At 64.8% G+C, this 16,037-nt stretch carries 15 protein-coding genes; 6 read left to right on the top strand and 9 right to left on the bottom strand.

Annotation, left to right across the window (positions count from 1 at the left end; all coding sequences use genetic code 11):
* Positions 1–91: 91 nt before the first annotated feature.
* The 7 genes from radA to rpsF form a co-directional block, all read right to left on the bottom strand.
* Complete coding sequence (gene radA, locus VB672_RS10065; RefSeq protein WP_329784049.1) at positions 92–1,492, bottom strand: DNA repair protein RadA; 1,401 nt, start codon at positions 1,490–1,492, stop codon at positions 92–94.
* Positions 1,492–2,658, bottom strand: a complete 1,167-nt coding sequence (gene alr / locus VB672_RS10070) for an alanine racemase (protein ID WP_329784050.1) — start codon at positions 2,656–2,658, stop codon at positions 1,492–1,494. The genes radA and alr overlap by 1 nt, the downstream gene beginning before the upstream one ends.
* On the bottom strand, positions 2,655–4,148 hold the full coding sequence (locus VB672_RS10075) for a replicative DNA helicase (RefSeq protein WP_329784051.1): 1,494 nt from the start codon (positions 4,146–4,148) through the stop codon (positions 2,655–2,657). Before VB672_RS10075 ends, alr begins: the two co-directional genes overlap by 4 nt.
* A gap of 256 nt (positions 4,149–4,404) precedes the next feature.
* Positions 4,405–4,971, bottom strand: a complete 567-nt coding sequence (rplI, locus tag VB672_RS10080) for a 50S ribosomal protein L9 (RefSeq protein WP_329784052.1) — start codon at positions 4,969–4,971, stop codon at positions 4,405–4,407.
* 23 nt (positions 4,972–4,994) lie between these two features.
* A complete protein-coding gene (locus VB672_RS10085) occupies positions 4,995–5,960 on the bottom strand; it encodes a DUF2232 domain-containing protein (RefSeq protein WP_329784053.1) in 966 nt (321 codons plus the stop codon).
* Between the two features lie 129 nt (positions 5,961–6,089).
* Positions 6,090–6,350, bottom strand: coding sequence for a 30S ribosomal protein S18 (gene rpsR, locus VB672_RS10090; protein ID WP_036353512.1), 261 nt, complete (start codon positions 6,348–6,350; stop codon positions 6,090–6,092).
* Between the two features lie 3 nt (positions 6,351–6,353).
* Positions 6,354–6,758, bottom strand: a complete 405-nt coding sequence (gene rpsF / locus VB672_RS10095) for a 30S ribosomal protein S6 (RefSeq protein WP_329784054.1) — start codon at positions 6,756–6,758, stop codon at positions 6,354–6,356.
* Positions 6,759–7,257: 499 nt separating this feature from the next.
* On the opposite strand from rpsF, the gene VB672_RS10100 reads away from it, so the two are divergent.
* The 5 genes from VB672_RS10100 (at position 7,258) to era (ending at position 11,004) form a co-directional block, all read left to right on the top strand.
* Entirely contained in the window at positions 7,258–8,016 is a 759-nt protein-coding gene (locus tag VB672_RS10100) for a pyridoxine 5'-phosphate synthase (RefSeq protein WP_329784055.1), read from the top strand.
* Positions 8,013–8,411 carry a holo-ACP synthase gene (gene acpS, locus VB672_RS10105; RefSeq protein WP_329784056.1) on the top strand — a complete coding sequence of 133 codons (399 nt, stop codon included), beginning with the start codon at positions 8,013–8,015 and terminating at the stop codon, positions 8,409–8,411. The genes VB672_RS10100 and acpS overlap by 4 nt, the downstream gene beginning before the upstream one ends.
* Before the next feature lie 195 nt (positions 8,412–8,606).
* Positions 8,607–9,389, top strand: coding sequence for a signal peptidase I (gene lepB / locus VB672_RS10110; RefSeq protein ID WP_329784057.1), 783 nt, complete (start codon positions 8,607–8,609; stop codon positions 9,387–9,389).
* Positions 9,390–9,392: 3 nt separating this feature from the next.
* Positions 9,393–10,103 (top strand): ribonuclease III, encoded by a 711-nt coding sequence (rnc, locus tag VB672_RS10115; RefSeq protein WP_329784058.1) that lies wholly within the window; start codon positions 9,393–9,395, stop codon positions 10,101–10,103.
* Positions 10,090–11,004, top strand: coding sequence for a GTPase Era (era, locus tag VB672_RS10120; RefSeq protein WP_329784059.1), 915 nt, complete (start codon positions 10,090–10,092; stop codon positions 11,002–11,004). The genes rnc and era overlap by 14 nt, the downstream gene beginning before the upstream one ends.
* Here era and VB672_RS10125 read toward each other — a convergent pair.
* Complete coding sequence (locus tag VB672_RS10125; RefSeq protein ID WP_329784060.1) at positions 11,001–12,752, bottom strand: methyl-accepting chemotaxis protein; 1,752 nt, start codon at positions 12,750–12,752, stop codon at positions 11,001–11,003. The genes era and VB672_RS10125 overlap by 4 nt on opposite strands.
* Before the next feature lie 338 nt (positions 12,753–13,090).
* Between VB672_RS10125 and VB672_RS10130 the strand changes: the two genes are divergently transcribed.
* A complete protein-coding gene (locus tag VB672_RS10130; protein ID WP_329784061.1) occupies positions 13,091–14,866 on the top strand; it encodes an adenylate/guanylate cyclase domain-containing protein in 1,776 nt (591 codons plus the stop codon).
* A gap of 45 nt (positions 14,867–14,911) precedes the next feature.
* Here VB672_RS10130 and VB672_RS10135 read toward each other — a convergent pair.
* The coding region (locus VB672_RS10135) for an OmpA family protein (RefSeq protein WP_329784062.1) at positions 14,912–16,037 on the bottom strand (1,126 nt) is incomplete at its 5' end.

The raw sequence follows: 16,037 nt of genomic DNA on the forward strand, positions 1-16,037 counted from the left end.
CGAAGATCAATCGTGGGCGAAGCTTTGTAGAATTGTTCTAATGTGTCAATTGCATCAGGCGGTCTTATTGCTTGCAATTTGGCAAGCTGGACTAAGAAACTTTGCGACGGCGCGCCGCTATTCCAGCAACGAGATCGGTAATGTGTCCGATGGATGAGGCGGCGAGGGGCAGCTTTTCCTTCTTGCCCTTGTCGACCCGGGGGGCGGGAGCCACCGCGCTCGAGAACCCGAGCTTCGCCGCCTCCTTCAGCCGCGCCTGCTCTTGAGCCACCGGGCGGATTGCACCGGAGAGCCCCATTTCGCCGAAATACACGGTATCCGGCGGCAGAGGATTTCCCGACAACGAAGATACAAGGGCCGCGGCAGCGGCCAGATCGGCGGCCGGCTCGGTGATCCTGAGGCCTCCGGCCACGTTGAGATAGACGTCGTGCATGCCGAGCTTCAGGCCGCCATGGGCCTCCAGCACGGCGAGCACCATGGAAAGCCGGCTCTGGTCCCAGCCGACGACGGCCCGTCGTGGAGTGCCGAGGGAGGAGGGGGCAACGAGGGCCTGGATCTCCACGAGGAGCGGGCGGGTGCCTTCCATCCCGGCGAAGACCGCCGTACCGGCGGTTGCCATGTCACGCCCGGCGAGGAACAGCTCGGACGGGTTCGGCACTTCGCGCAAGCCCTGGTCCGACATCTCGAACACGCCGATCTCGTCGGTGGGACCGAAGCGGTTCTTCACCGCACGCATGATGCGGAAGTGGTGGCCCGTATCGCCCTCGAAGGACACCACCGCGTCGACCATGTGCTCGACAACGCGCGGGCCGGCGATCTGACCGTCCTTCGTCACGTGGCCCACCAGAATGACGGCAGTGCCTGTGGTCTTCGCGAAGCGGATCAGCGCCTGGGCGGAGCCGCGCACCTGCGTGACGGTGCCGGGTGCGGATTCCACCGTCTCGGTCCACATGGTCTGGATCGAGTCGATGATGGCGAGCGCCGGCGGGCGGCCCTGGCTCAGGGTCGCGATGATGTCCTCGACATTGGTCTCGGAGGCGAGCTCGACCGGCGCTTGGCCGAGGCCGAGGCGCTCGGCCCGCAGGCGCACCTGCGCCACCGCCTCCTCGCCCGAGATGTAGGCGACCCTCTCGCCTCGATTGGCCAGCGCCGCGGAGGCCTGCATGAGGAGGGTCGATTTGCCGATGCCGGGATCGCCGCCGAGCAGGATGATCGAGCCGTGCACGAAGCCGCCGCCCGTGACGCGGTCGAGTTCGGCGATGCCGGAGGGCGTGCGCGGCGCTTCCTTAGTTTCACCCGAGAGGCCTTCCAGCGGGAAGATCCGGCCTTTGGCGCGAGACGGGCGCGTGGCGGCCGGGCCCGCCATGGGGCTGGCGGAGCCTGCCTCCTCGGCGATGGTGTTCCAGCCGCCGCAGGCCTCGCATTTGCCTTTCCAGCGGTTGTAGACGGCGCCGCATTCCTGGCACACGAAAGAGGGGTGACGTTTCGCCATCAGCCCTGCCCCCCGCGATAGGCGCGGGCATAGCGCTGGCCGAGATTGGTCAGGATCTCGTACCCGATGGTGCCTGAGCGGCGGCCGACCTCGTCGACGGTCAAGTCGCCGCCGATCAGAGTGACGGTGTCGCCGCGCTGAACCTGGTTTTCCGGCACATCCGTCACGTCGATGGTGATCAGGTCCATGGAGACATTGCCGGCGAAGGGGCAGGGGCGCCCGGCTACCAGCGCCATGCCGGCGAGCAGTTCGTCCCCGCTCTTGCCGCGGGCGCTCGCCGCGCGCGGATAGCCGTCCGCATAGCCGACCGAGAGGGTCGCGATGCGGCGCCTCGTAAGGGCAAGCCAGCGGCCGTTGTAACCGACGGTATGATCCGCCTCGACCCAGCGCAGCTGCACGATGCGCGCCTCCAGGCCCACGACCGGCTTCATGGGATTGTCCCGGTCCGGCGTCGGGTTGCCTCCATAGAGCGCATAGCCGGGGCGGACCAGGTCGTAGGCGGGCTTGTCACCCAGAAAAATGCCCGAAGAATTCGGAAGCGAGGCGGGGATGCCGGGAAGACTGGACCGGACCGCCTCGAGCGCCTCGATCTGCTGCCTGTTGAGCGGGTTGTCGCTCTCCTCGGCGCTGACGAAGTGGCTCATGAGGAGCGCGGTCTCGAAATCCTTCAGCTCCGTCCGGTCCCTGAGCGTCAGCCCCTGCGGCACGGTCAGCCCCAACCGGTTCATGCCGGTATCGACGTGGATTGCAGCCTTCCGCTTCTGGCTTTGTGCCCGGCAGAAGCCGGCCCATTCGTCGATCTCCTCGAAGGAGCCGAGAACGGGGCGCAGGTCGAACTCCGCGTAGGTGGAGCTGGTGCCGGTAAAGAGACCATTCAGGACGTAGACGGTAGCATCGGGCGCAACGGCTCGGACGCGGATCGCCTCGCTCAGGTGAGCCACGAAGAAGGTGCGGCAGCCGGCTCCGTTGAGAGCCGGGACGGCTCTCTCGATGCCGATGCCGTAGGCGTTAGCCTTGACCACGGCGGCGGTTTCAGCGCCGCCTGCATGGTCGCGCAGGCTACGCCAGTTCGACGCGAGGGCGTCGAGATCGATGTGGAGGATCCCGCCGGCGGCGTCCTCGGGGATACCGCCAGAGGTGTTGATGTGAGAGTTGAGTTCGGTCAATCGCCAATCCGTTCGGGAAGTTTGTCTTCATCCGCAAGGTCGGTGAAGCGGGTGATGTCGGCCTGGAAGGCGAGCTGCACGGTGCCGGTCGGGCCGTGACGCTGCTTGCCGATGATGACCTCGGCCTTGCCGTGGACCTGATCCATCTCCGCCTGCCACTTGAAGTATTCCTCGGTGCCGGGTTTCGGCTCCTTGTTCTTCAGATAGTACTCGTCGCGGTAAACGAACATGACCACGTCGGCGTCCTGCTCGATCGAGCCCGATTCGCGCAGGTCGGCGAGTTGTGGCCGCTTGTCGTCGCGGGCCTCCACCTGACGGGAGAGCTGGGACAGGGCGACGAGCGGAACCGACAGCTCCTTGGCCAAGGCCTTGAGGCCGGTGGTGATCTCGGTGAGCTCCTGAACCCGGTTTTCGCCCTTCTTGGCGGAGCCGGAGAGGAGCTGCAGGTAGTCGACGATCAGGATGTCGAGGCCGCGCTGGCGCTTGAGACGGCGTGCACGGGCGGCGAGCTGGGCGATGGAGATGCCGCCGGTCTGATCGATGTAGAAAGGGATCGATTGCATCTCGCGGGCGGCTTCGGTGATCTTGTAAAAATCGTCTTCCCGCATGTCGCCGCGGCGGATCTTGTACGAGGGCACGCCCGACTGCTCGGCGATGATACGGGTTGCGAGCTGCTCCGCCGACATTTCGAGCGAGAAGAAGCCCACGATGCCGCCGTTGACGGTCTTCAGGTTGCCGTCCTGCTGCTTCTCGGCCCGATAGGCCTTGGCGATGTTGAACGCGATGTTCGTCACCAGCGAGGTCTTACCCATCGCAGGACGTCCGGCCAGGATGACGAGGTCGGAGGGCTGCAGGCCGCCGAGGGCCTTGTCGAGGTCCTTCAATCCCGTGGAGATGCCCGATAGGGCGCCCTCGCGCTTATAGGCGGCGGCAGCCATGTCGATGGCGGCGGTGAGCGCATCGGAGAAGCGCTGAAAGCCGCCGTCGTAGCGGCCGGTTTCGGCAATCGCATAGAGGCGCCGCTCCGCCTCCTCGATCTGGTCTCGCGGTGAGGAATCCACGGGCGCGTCGAAGGCGGCATTGACCATCTCCTCGCCGATATTGATCAGACTCCGGCGCACGGCCAGATCGTATATGGCGCGGCCGTAATCCTCGGCATTGATGACGGTCGTCGCCTCGGCCGCGAGACGGGCGAGATACTGCGACACGGTGATGCCGCCGAGGTCCTGGTCGCCCAGGAACGTCTTCATGGTAATCGGCGTCGCGACCTTACCGGCCTTGATCAGGCTCGTGGCCACCTCGTAGATGCGGCGGTGCAAGTCTTCGATGAAATGGCCAGCCTCGAGAAAGTCGGAGACGCGGTAGTAAGCGTCATTGTTGACCAGGATCGCGCCCAGCAGAGCCTGTTCGGCCTCGATGTTGCTGGGTGGCGTCCGAAACTGCGGCTCGGCGGTCTCAAGGCGGGCGATCAGGGCATTGGCGGTGGCCATCTGGCGCTCCGAAAACAGATAAGTGTTAGAGTCTCTTAGACCGCAAATGGTGTCCTAAAGGTTGCCAGGCGGACACGAAGCCGGGACTCTTCCCGATCTGTCCTCGCTGTCCTCGATTCTCACACCGTTCATCTTTTCGCAGGCGTCGCAGCTTGACTCTCCCACACGCTTGAAACCCGAAAGAAAAACGCTCCCCGTCGAATCGACGGAGAGCGCGATTTTAGAACAAATCAAGAACTTGAGCAATTGCTCTAGCTTAGATCTCTTCGTCGCCGCCGGCTTCGGCCAGAGCGGCGCCGACCTCGAGGCCGAGGTCATCGAGGTTGGTCTCCTCGCGGGTCGTGACCGACTCACCGCGTGCCTGGCGCTCGGCTTCCTCGGGGCTGCGGGCGACGTTGATTGTCACCTGAACCTCGACCTCCGGATGGAGGGCGACCGGCACCGTGTGCAGGCCGATGGTCTTGATCGGCTGGTTGAGGACGATCTGGTTGCGATCGACCGTGAAGCCGTTCTGGGTCATGATCTCGGCGAGGTCGCGGGTCGAGACCGAACCGTAGAGCACGCCCGTCTCGCCGGATTGGCGCAGGATGATGAAGCTTTGGCCGTTCAGCTTCTCGCCGACGGTTTCAGCTTCCTTGCGGCGCTCGAGGTTGCGGGCCTCGAGCTGGGCGCGCTGAGCGTCGAAGTGCTTCTTGTTGGCCTCGGTGGCGCGCAGGGCCTTGCCGCGCGGCAGGAGGAAGTTGCGGGCGTAGCCTGAGCGGACCTTCACGGTCTCGCCCATCTGGCCGAGCTTTGCGACGCGCTCGAGAAGGATCACTTCCATGGTTGTCTCCTTTAGGTTCGTGATCAGGTGGAAAGGGTTGATGGGGGTTTCGGCTGCGAGCCGAAGCGGCGGCGCAGGCCGAGGACGGTGTCGGCAATGCCGAACAGGGCCAGGGCGACCATCAGGATGCCCTGGGTGACGAAGATGAGGACGTAGAGGGCCGAAAGGATGAACGAGCGGCCTGATTTACCCCGTGTCCGATCGTGAATGGCGGCGAGGCCCTGCAAGGCGAAGGCCATGAGGAAGGAGCCCGACAGAGCCATCCCAAGGGCGCCGACGAAACCGTCGAAGGTGCCCGCCACGACGAGCGCGCCGATCAGGATCAGCCCGGCTGAGCGCGGCATCACGAGTTCCGGTACCGAGGGCCATGGGCGCGGCAAGCGCTTGGAGGCATGAACGATCCGGGCGGCCGCCCAGAGATAGAGCGCCAGAACGGTGGCAAAGCCCTGAGCCGAGAGGAAGGGCGTCAGGCGGGCAAAGATGCTGACCAGTTCGTCGCGGGTTTCCGCGTCGAGGGCATCGGGCCCGGACGTGTTGAACTGCGCGTTGACGAAGGCCTCGGACACGGCGCGGGCATTCTGGTCGAAGGCGCTGTAATCGCCTCCCGTCGAGATCACGCCGGCGGCGATGATGGTCAGTGCCGCCGTCCCTGCGATCCAGGCCAGAAGCCGGCCGACCGGATACCATTCCATGGTGCCGTCCCGTCCAGGACGCCCAAGGAGGGCGAGATAGGATAGCCACCAGGCGGGCAGGGCCGTGATGAGGGCAAAGCCGAAGCCGCTGAGCGGGGACAGGATCAACGCAATGGCCAGGCCGCCGACGAGGGCCGCCACGAGGCCGGAGCGGTGATCCCAACCGAGGGAGACGATCAGAACGGGAATGGGGGCAAGAAGATACAGCACGGCCGCCAGCGTGGTCGCCTTGACGACCACCGCGGTCAGAAGGGCCGATACGAGGCCCGCGCCTATGCCTGTTGCAACAAAATTCATCGTCTCGCTGTCCCGCTGCTCGTCGGCAGGGTTAGGGGCTGCGGCCCCAACTGACCCGTCGGATTTTCACCGCTGGGCGATCGTTAGTATTGGGAGACGGGCCGCACGAAGCGGCCCGCCAAGGTCATGTTAGCGGATCACGTAGGGCAGGAGGCCCAGGAAGCGGGCGCGCTTGATCGCCTGGGCGAGTTCACGCTGCTTCTTGGCCGACACGGCCGTGATGCGCGAAGGAACGATCTTGCCGCGCTCGGAGATGTAGCGGGACAGGAGCTTCGTGTCCTTGTAGTCGATCTTCGGAGCGTTCGGGCCCGAGAACGGGCAGGTCTTGCGACGACGGAAGAACGGACGACGGCCGCCGCCAGCAGCGCCACCGGTTGCACCAAATGCCATGATTTATGCCTCCTCGCCTTCGTTGCCGCCGTCGAAGCCGCCACCGTCGCGCTCCCGGCGCTCACGGTCCTTGCGCTCGTCGCGGTCGCGCTTCTGCATCATCACGGACGGCTCGGTTTCGAGCTCTTCGACCTTGATGGTCATGAAGCGAAGGATGTCTTCGTTGATGCGCATCTGACGCTCCATCTCGGCCACGGCCGGAGCCGGGGCGTTGAGGTTGAACATCGTGAAATGCGCCTTGCGGTTCTTCTTGATGCGGTAGGCGAGGGACTTCACGCCCCACATCTCGGTCTTCTCGACGCTGCCGCCATTCTGCTCGATGACACCCTTGTACTGGTCGACCATAGCTTCGACCTGCTGCGGGGTGACATCCTGGCGAGCCATAAAGATATGCTCGTAGAGAGGCATAGTGGGCCTTTCTCAGGTTTGAGGTTCAAGCCGCGGCACTGCTTTGAGGAGTGTCTTGGCCGTTTCGCGCGTCCGATCGGCGCCAAGCCCTTCGAGCCTGCAAGGCCCGAGCGGTTGTCGAAGGCGGAGACACGGGACGACGGGTCCGAAAACCCTGCATGGCAGGCCATGCCGTCCGTTCAGCCCCCGGCCGGAGCGAACGCGAAGCGGGCGCTATAGGCGATTTGCGGCCTGAAGGCAAGAGTCGTCTCGCGGACTGCTCCCGGCGTCATCACCGGCCTCGTGCCGGTGATCCCGGTGCGAGAAGCATCGTACTCCTCCGATCGGGACGGTCGGGACTGATCCCCGGATCAAGTCCGGGGACAGCCATGACGGGGTGGTTTTCATTCCCACTGAGCGAACCGGCAGGATGTGACGCCGAGAAGCATTTGCCGTTGATAGTCTGTTTGAAGGCTTGCAGGACTATGGTCAACGGACCGCCATAAGCTAAAACACCCTTATGAAAGCTCCTCCTCTACGCCTCGGCGTCAATATCGACCATGTCGCGACCGTGCGGAATGCCCGGGGCGGCGTCCATCCCGACCCGATCCGGGCCGCGCATCTCGCCGTCCTGGCCGGCGCCGACGGCATCACGGCTCACCTGCGGGAGGATCGACGCCACATCCGGGACCAGGATATGGAGCGGCTCAAGCGCCAGCTCTTCGTGCCTCTGAACTTCGAGATGGCCGCGACGTCCGAGATGGTCGGGATCGCGACGCGCATTCACCCCCATGCGGCCTGCCTCGTGCCGGAGAAGCGGGAGGAGCGCACCACGGAAGGGGGTCTCGACATCGTCGGCGCCCATGCCCATCTGCGTCCGGTGATCAAGGAACTGAAAGGCGAGGGCATCCGGGTGTCCCTCTTCGTCGAGCCGGAGATCGAGGTCATGGATGCCGCGTGCGACCTGCAGGCGCCTGTGGTCGAGCTCCATACGGGAACGTATTGCGAGGCGGTTGCCGAAGGCGACCAGGCCCGGATCGCCCATGAATTGGAGCGGCTGAAGCGCGCAGCCGAGCATGGCGCCAGGATCGGCCTCGAGATCCATGCGGGACACGGCCTTGCCCTCGACTCGGTCCGCCCCGTCGCGGCGATCCCTCAGATCGTGGAGCTCAATATCGGCCATTCGCTTATCGGCGAAGCCATCTTCGTCGGCCTTGACGAGGCGGTCAGGGCCATGCGGGCGGCCATGGACGAGGGACGGGCACAGGTGCCGGCGTGATTCTCGGCATCGGCTCCGACCTCTGCGACATCCGTCGTATCGAAAAATCCCTCGAGCGCTTCGGCGACCGATTCACCCACCGCATCTACACGGCGGGGGAGCGGGCGCGGAGCGACCGCCGGGCGGCTCGCGCGCCGTCCTATGCCCGCCGCTTCGCCGCCAAGGAGGCCTGCGCCAAGGCTCTGGGAACCGGCCTGAGCCGCGGCGTTTTCTGGCGCGACATGGAGGTGGTCAATCTTCCAAGCGGCCGGCCGACCATGCGGTTGACCGGAGGCGCATTGGAGCGTCTCAAGGCTATGACGCCCGCCGGCCATAAGGCGGTGGTCCATGTCTCCCTGACGGATGATCCGCCCATGGCGCAAGCCTTCGTGATCATTGAAGCACTGCCAGCCTGAGGGGCTGCGTTGCGGCAGGACGCGCCTTAGGTTAGAGCATGGCCGCGGCAGGATCGCTTCCGATCTCGGGAGAGACTGCGGTAACGAATGAATCTTATCGAGAGGGGTTTGCCCTTGGGGCTGCGTGCGAACCCCTCTCGACCTGCCACACGGATGAAGACGGCCTCCGCCGCCATATTCCAAGAGCATAGGTCGATGGACGTGAGCGAAAAAAGCAGCAAATACGCGGGCAGCAGCGCGAAGAACGAAGAAGGCGGCCTCTGGGAGACCATCAAGGTCATCGTCCAGGCCCTTCTGATCGCGGTCGTCGTCCGCACCGTGCTCTTCCAGCCCTTCAACATCCCGTCGGGATCGTTGATTCCGACTTTGCTGATCGGCGATTACCTGTTCGTCTCCAAATACTCCTACGGCTATTCCAAGCACTCGATTCCCTTCAGCCCGGGCATCTTCTCCGGCCGCATCTTCGGCGCCGAGCCGAAGCGCGGCGAGATTGCCGTGTTCAAGCTGCCCAAGGACAACTCGACCGACTACATCAAGCGCGTGATCGGCCTGCCGGGCGACAAGATCCAGGTGATCGGCGGCGTCCTGCACATCAACGGCCAACCGGTCCAGCGCGAGCGGGTGGAGGATTACAAGACCACCGACCTCTACGGCCGCACGATCTCCGTGCCGCAGTACAAGGAAACGCTGCCCGGCGGCGTGTCCCACTTCGTGATCGAACGCGACGGCGACCGGGGCTACTGGGACAACACCAATGTCTACACGGTGCAGCCCGGCCACTTCTTCATGATGGGCGACAACCGGGACAACTCCACCGACTCGCGCGACGAGGCGAGCGTCGGGCAGGTGCCGTTCGAGAATCTGGTGGGCCGCGCCGAGATCATCTTCTTCTCCATCGACGAGAGCGCCTCCCTGTGGCGTCCGTGGGAATGGCCGCAGAAGATCCGCTGGAATCGTCTCTTCGAGCGGATCCGCTGACCCGTGGCACGCCGCAAGCCGAATCTCGACGAGCTTCTGAAGAAGCTCGGCTACCGCTTTGAAAAGCCCGAACTCCTGGACGAGGCGCTAACCCATGTCAGCGCCCCCCAGGCTGCGGGCCAGAGTTACCAGCGACTGGAGTTCTTAGGGGATCGCGTGCTCGGTCTCGCCATCGCCGAGCTGCTCTTCAAGACCTTCCCATCCGCGCCGGAGGGCGAGTTGTCCCGGCGCCTGGCGGAACTCGTGCGCCGCGAAAGCTGCGCCGAGATCGCCATCGCCTGGGATGTGGGGCCCTACCTCAAGCTCGGCGCCGGCGAGGCCCATTCGGGCGAGCGACGCAACCAGACCATCCTGGCCGATGTCTGCGAGGCGATCATCGGCGCCGTCTTCCTCGACGGCGGCTACGAGGCCGCCCGCAACCTTGTGGAGCGCTCGTTCCAATCCCTTCTGGAGGCGCCCCGCCGGCCCCTGCGCGACCCCAAGAGCGCCCTTCAGGAATGGGCTCAAGGGAGGGGACTCCCGCCGCCGACTTATTCCATAGCCGAGCAGACAGGCCCCGATCACGCCCCCAGGTTCCGGGTCGTGGTGAAGGTGAAGGGCAGTGAAGGCGCATTCGGCCAGGGCGCTTCGAAGCGCGTCGCGGAACAGGCTGCGGCGCGAAGCCTTCTCTTGAGAGAGGGCGTGTGGACGGAGGACGAGCATGGAACAGCCTGAGCAAACCAACACCAAGGCCGGTTTCGTCGCTCTCATCGGGGCGCCGAATGCGGGCAAGTCGACGCTCCTGAACTCGCTCGTCGGGTCCAAGGTCTCGATCGTGTCCCGCAAGGTGCAGACGACCCGCGCCTTGGTGCGCGGCATCGCCATCGAAGGCGATGCGCAGATCGTCTTCGTGGACACGCCCGGCATCTTCAAGCCGAAGCGCCGTCTCGACCGCGCGATGGTCACGTCGGCTTGGGGCGGGGCAGGCGACGCGGACGTGATCGCGCTCCTGCTCGACGTGCGCAAGGGCGTCGACGAGGAGGCCGAGGCGATCCTCGGTAAGCTGCCCGAGCTGAAGCAGCCCAAGGTGCTCATCCTCAACAAGATCGACCTGATCGAGCGCTCGAAGCTTCTCGACATGGCCTCCAGGCTCAACGAGCAGGTGCCGTTCGCGCATACCTTCATGATCTCGGCCCTGAAGGGCGACGGGATCGACACGATGAAGCGCCAGCTCGCCGCCATGATGCCGGAAGGCCATTGGCTCTATCCGGAGGATCAGATTTCCGACGCGCCGCTGCGGATGCTGGCCGCCGAGATCACCCGCGAGAAAATCTACGAGCGCCTGCACGAGGAGCTGCCCTACCAGTCCACCGTCGAGACGGACCAGTGGCAGCAGCGTCCCGACGGCTCGGTTCGCATCGAGCAGACCGTGTTCGTGGAGCGCGACAGCCAGCGCAAGATCGTCCTCGGCAAGGGCGGGCAGACCATCAAGGCCATCGGTCAGGCGGCCCGCAAGGAGATTGCCGAGATCGCGGAAAGCCCCGTGCACCTCTTCATCTTCGTGAAGGTGCGCGAGAACTGGAGCGACGATCCCGAGCGCTACCGCGAGATGGGCCTGGAGTTTCCACGGGGCTAGCTCTTGTAGGCGGTTCTCAGCCCGCCCCAGTGGCGCCCGAGGATGCGGATCGGGGCGTCCACCTCCTGCATCATGACGATCTTGCCGCCGCCCATGTCGCGCGCATAGGCCTGGACGACGAAGGGGCGCGTGGATCGGGCGGCCGTGATGCCGGCGCGGTCGTCGAAGATGCGCTTGTTGCGGGCATTGGCCGCGTTCCACACCGGATCGCCCGCTCGCTGAGGCTGCGAGTAGAGCCTGTTGTGGACCGGGATATAGCCGTTCCGGTCGATGGCGAGGCAGAAGGCCATCGACGGATCCGAGGCCAGAACCTTCTCCAGAACCGACGGCAGGATCCGCTCAAAGACCGGCAGGTAGGCGGTGGCGTATTGAACCGGATCGGTGCCGGAAATCTGCTTGTAATCCGTGTCGAACACCGCTTCGCGCGCGACGGTGCCGTCCGACACCGCCTGCTCGATCAGCGCCTCGACCTGACGGGCGGTCTCCTGCACGAGCAGGATGCGAGGTCTGAAGGTCGCCTCGACCTGCGCGATGAACCCGTCGATCCGGGCCCGGGTCTCGGCATCGCATTGGTCGAACGCGCAATGGACGCCCATGGTGCTCGTCGCCACGACGCGGAGTCCGACGCGGCCGATCGGTTGGACCTCGATCTCTACCCTGATGCCGGCTTCGATGCGCAGGTCGGCGACGGACGCGAGCAGGACACCGCCGTGGCTGATGTCGATCAGCCGCGTGGAGGCGCTGCGTCCCCCGATCCGGATCGTCGCAGGACGATCGACCGGCAGGCGGTCCGATTGTCGCCGGTCGCCGAGCTCGCTCTGTCGCATGACGGTGACGAAGCGCTGCCCCAGGGCCTTCGCCAGCCCGTCCGCGGTCTTCGTAGCCTGGTCCGCCTGATGGGCCCTGTGGCTGGCATCGAGGGAGATGGCGTCCACCTCGCCCGCCGACTGGCTCACCTTGCCGACGCTGCCGGAGGTCACGCTCGCCAGGCGGGAGGCCTCGCCGATGGCTGCATTCTGCTCGCCGACCGCATGGCGCACCGTGTCGAAGACGGGGCCGACGCTCTGGATCACCTCCACCACTTCCGCGACGGCACTCGTGGAGGCCTGCGCCGTCTCGCGCAGGTGGTCGATCCGCAGGCGGATGTCGTCGGCGGCCCGGGCGGTCTGGGTGGACAGGACCTTCACCTCGGAGGCCACGACGGCGAAGCCCTTGCCGGCCTCACCGGCCCGCGCGGCCTCGATGGTGGCATTCAGCGCCAGAAGGTTGGTCTGCCGGGCCACCGTCGAGATCGTGTCGACAATGCCGACGATCTCTGCCGTGGCGGCCGAAAGCTGCGTGATGAGGGCGCTCGCCTTCCGGGCGGCCTGGACTGCGTTGTCGATCCGCTCGCTCGCATGATCCATCGCGCGGCCGATCTCGGCCGAGGTGACGGCCAGTTCCTCGGTCGAGGAGGCGAGCGAGAGGGTCTCCTCCGAGGCCGTTCGGCCCGATGAGGCAAGATCTCCGGCATGGGCGCGGATCTCGGCGAGATCCTTCTCGACCGCCGCGACGTCGGCGGCCGCCACCGCGATGGCCTGCGTGACCCCATGGATCGCCTTCAGGACATCGGCCTCCAGCGTATCCATGACCTCCGTGTCGAGACGGCTCTCGCGCATAGCTGCCGCCGTCGGCTCCTCCGGGACGATCGAAACGGCATGATCAGAAGCGTCGATCTGTTGAGCGCGCCGCAGAATACCGAACATCATCGGGCTCCCTCGTCTTTATGTTCTTAACCCAACGTCACTTTAAAGGGTTAAAAAACACAGAATACTTGAGGGATGTTCTCCTAAGGTCTTAGAAACCCAGTATTCCAGCCCATGGGGTTCGCGACCTTCCGCATGTGCAGGGAAAAATTCGGTTCTCCTGCAAGAAGTCTCAAGATCATCCCGACCTTGATGATTTTCACCGATTTCAATCGTTGTTTGAACGCAACCAGATCAGCCGTAAGGCTTTATCCTGAAAGGATTGTAGGTAGGCGGGTCGTTCCCTGGTTTGACCTTCCGAAGTAGCCCATCAGTGCCGACGTCGACGTTCTGGAGAGGCCATGAGCAGCTCTTCCGACAAGACGGCGCAGAGACGTCTCGCTGCTGTCCTCGCTGCTGACGTGGTGGGCTATTCAGATCTCATGTCCAAAGACGAGGAGGGCACGCTTGCCCGTCTGAGGGACCTGCGGCGGAAAGTTATCGAGCCGAAGATCGGCTCTCACCACGGCCGTCTGGTGAAGACGATCGGTGACGGTTTCCTGTGCGAGTTCTCGAGTCCCGTCGAGGCGGTTCGCTGCGCCGTCGATCTCCAGGAAGCAGTGTCCCGGGCTTCCGGCGGAGAGCATCCGAAACCGCTTCAATTACGGATCGGGATCAATCTCGGCGACATCATCGTCGAGGATGACGGGGACATCTTCGGAGATGGAGTGAACATCGCCTCGCGCTTGCAGAAGATGGCGCTACCTGGCGGGATCTGCCTGTCCGGAAAAGTACATGAGGAGGTGAGAGACAAGCTGCCGTATCCCTTCGAGGATCACGGCGAGCATCGCTTCAAGAATATCGGGAGACTCGTCAAGGTTTATTGCCTCCTGGCCGGATTGGACCCGTCCGTGTTGCCGTCGGAAGCGCGCTCCGCCGCCTCCCTGCTGGGCAAGCCGTCCATCGCCGTTCTTCCCTTCGTCAACCTCAGCAAGGATCCCGACCAGGAATACTTCGCGGACGGCATCGTCGAGGACATCATCGCGGCCCTGTCGCGGTTCCGATCGTTCTTCGTCATCGCCCGCAATTCCACTTTCGCCTACAAAGGTCGGAACGTGAGCGTCCAGCAGATCGGGCGCGAGCTCGGCGTCCGGTATGTGCTCGAAGGCAGCGTCAGGCGCTCTGGCGAGAAGATCCGGATCACCGCGCAGCTGGTCGATGCCATCAGCGGAATGCATCTCTGGGCCGAGCACTACGATGGCGTCATTGCGGACGTGTTCGACCTTCAGGATCAGATCACCACGAGCGTCGTCGGGTCGATCCAACCTTCCATCCGGGCCGCGGAGATCGAGCGGGCGCGGCGCAAACGCCCGGAAAATCTCGATGCCTATGATCTCGTCATGCGCGCCTTGCCTTACGTCTGGGCGCTAGAATTCGAGGCGAACAGGGAGGCGACGCGGCTCATCGACAAGGCGCTTCTGCTCGATCCGGGCTATTCGCTTGCCCTGTCCCTGGCGGCGTGGTGCCACGGACAGAAGATCGTCTACAACTGGTCGAAGAGTGTACCGGAAGACAAGCGCGAGACCCTGCGTCTGGCGCAGGCCGCCGCCGCAATCGCCCATGACGACCCGTTCATTCTGACGGTACTCGGCGCCGCCTTGACGATTACCAGGGAATATCAGCGGGCAGGGTCGATGCTGGAGCGGGCACTCGCTTTGGATCCGAACTCCGCCTGGGCGTGGAACCGGAGCGGATGGCTGCACAACTACCAGCACGACCCGGAGGTCGCGATCCTGCACTTCGAGCGGTCATTGCGTCTGAGCCCCTTCGATCCGATGGCCTTCAACTGCGACGTGGGCATAGGTTGCGCTCACTTCATTGCGAAGCGATACGATCAGGCGGCGCTGTGGCAGGAAAAGGGATGGCGGGCAAAACCGAGTGCCACCTGGGTCCATCGGACCCTCGCGCCATCCTATGCCCTGGCGGGCGATCTTGAGCGCGCACGGGAGAGCGTCGGCGAACTGGTGAAGCATTATCCCGGGATCAGTATTTCCGCCATCATCGAGGCTATGGCCTTCAGCCAGGAAACCATGGCCCGCTTCGCGGAAGGCCTGCGTCTGGCCGGTCTTCCGGAATGATGGTCGAATGGAAACCGGGAGGATTTCTCCTCCCGGTCCATCGTCTTATTGCTGGTTCTGACCCTGCAGCAGCGGTGTGATCCGGCGCATGGCCACGCGGCGGTTCTGCCGCTCGGGCGATTGCGTGTCCACTTTCAGGTACTGTTCGCCGTAGCCTTGGGTCGTCAGGTTCTCGGCTGGGATCTGGAAGCGTTCCGTGAGGATGGTCGCAACGGTTTCCGCCCGTCGATCGGAGAGGGTCAGATTGTCCTCGTCCGCGCCGACGGCATCTGTGTGGCCTTCGATCAGGAAGATCTCGTTGGGGTTTCGAGACAGGGCGGAGCGGATCGCCTGGGCAATGCCCGTCAGAGCTCCGGCCTGATCTCCAGCCAGTTCCCAGGAGCCGAACTCGAAGGTCACGGTATCCACGTCGACCCGACGCATGCGTTCCCTCAGCGGCTGACTGCGGCGAACCTCGTCGAGCGTATAGGACCGCTCGATCCGCTCTACGGGAGGCGCAGTGAATGCCTCGACGAGGTCCTCCTGGGAGGCGTCCTCCACATCCACGATGTACTGCTCGCGGGGGATGCGAACGACCGGCGGCGGCAGCCGCACGACCTCCTCTTCGGTATATCCGTAGCCGGTCGGACGGCGGTCTCCGCGCCTGTTCTCGATCAGCACCACCTCGCGGCCTGCTGATTCGCGCCGCGAGCGGCGGATCAGGTTGCCGTACTCGTCTCGAACCGTGACGATCTCCGAGCCGTCGGGACGGCGGACGATGGTGACCTCCTCGTCGGCACCACGGCGTTCGACGCGGACATCCGCATCGCGATAGGTGCGGCGGAACCGCTCCGTCTCGTCGTGCCGGATGATGACCTGATTACCCTCACGGATGATGGTCCGGTTACCGGGCTCCTCGATGATGACCCGATTGCCGTCGCGCCGCTCGCGGCGCTGGCCGCGCAGATCCTCAATGCGGACCCGCGACGGATCAAGCGGCTCGGCGCGGCCGGGGGCCGCCTGCTGAGGTGCGAGGCGTCCAGGCGCCTGCGGGGCTGGCGCCGCAGGTGGGGGAGCCGTCGGCTGAGCGCGGGTTGCTGGGGCTGGTGCCGTGGGAGCGGCCGGTGCCGATGGCGCCGCAGCGGGCGCGGGCGGGGTTGGCCGGGCGGCCGGAGGCGCTGCGGGAATGCCC

The organism is Microvirga sp. CF3016 (genome assembly GCF_036314085.1).
In the GTDB taxonomy this organism is placed as follows: domain Bacteria; phylum Pseudomonadota; class Alphaproteobacteria; order Rhizobiales; family Beijerinckiaceae; genus Microvirga.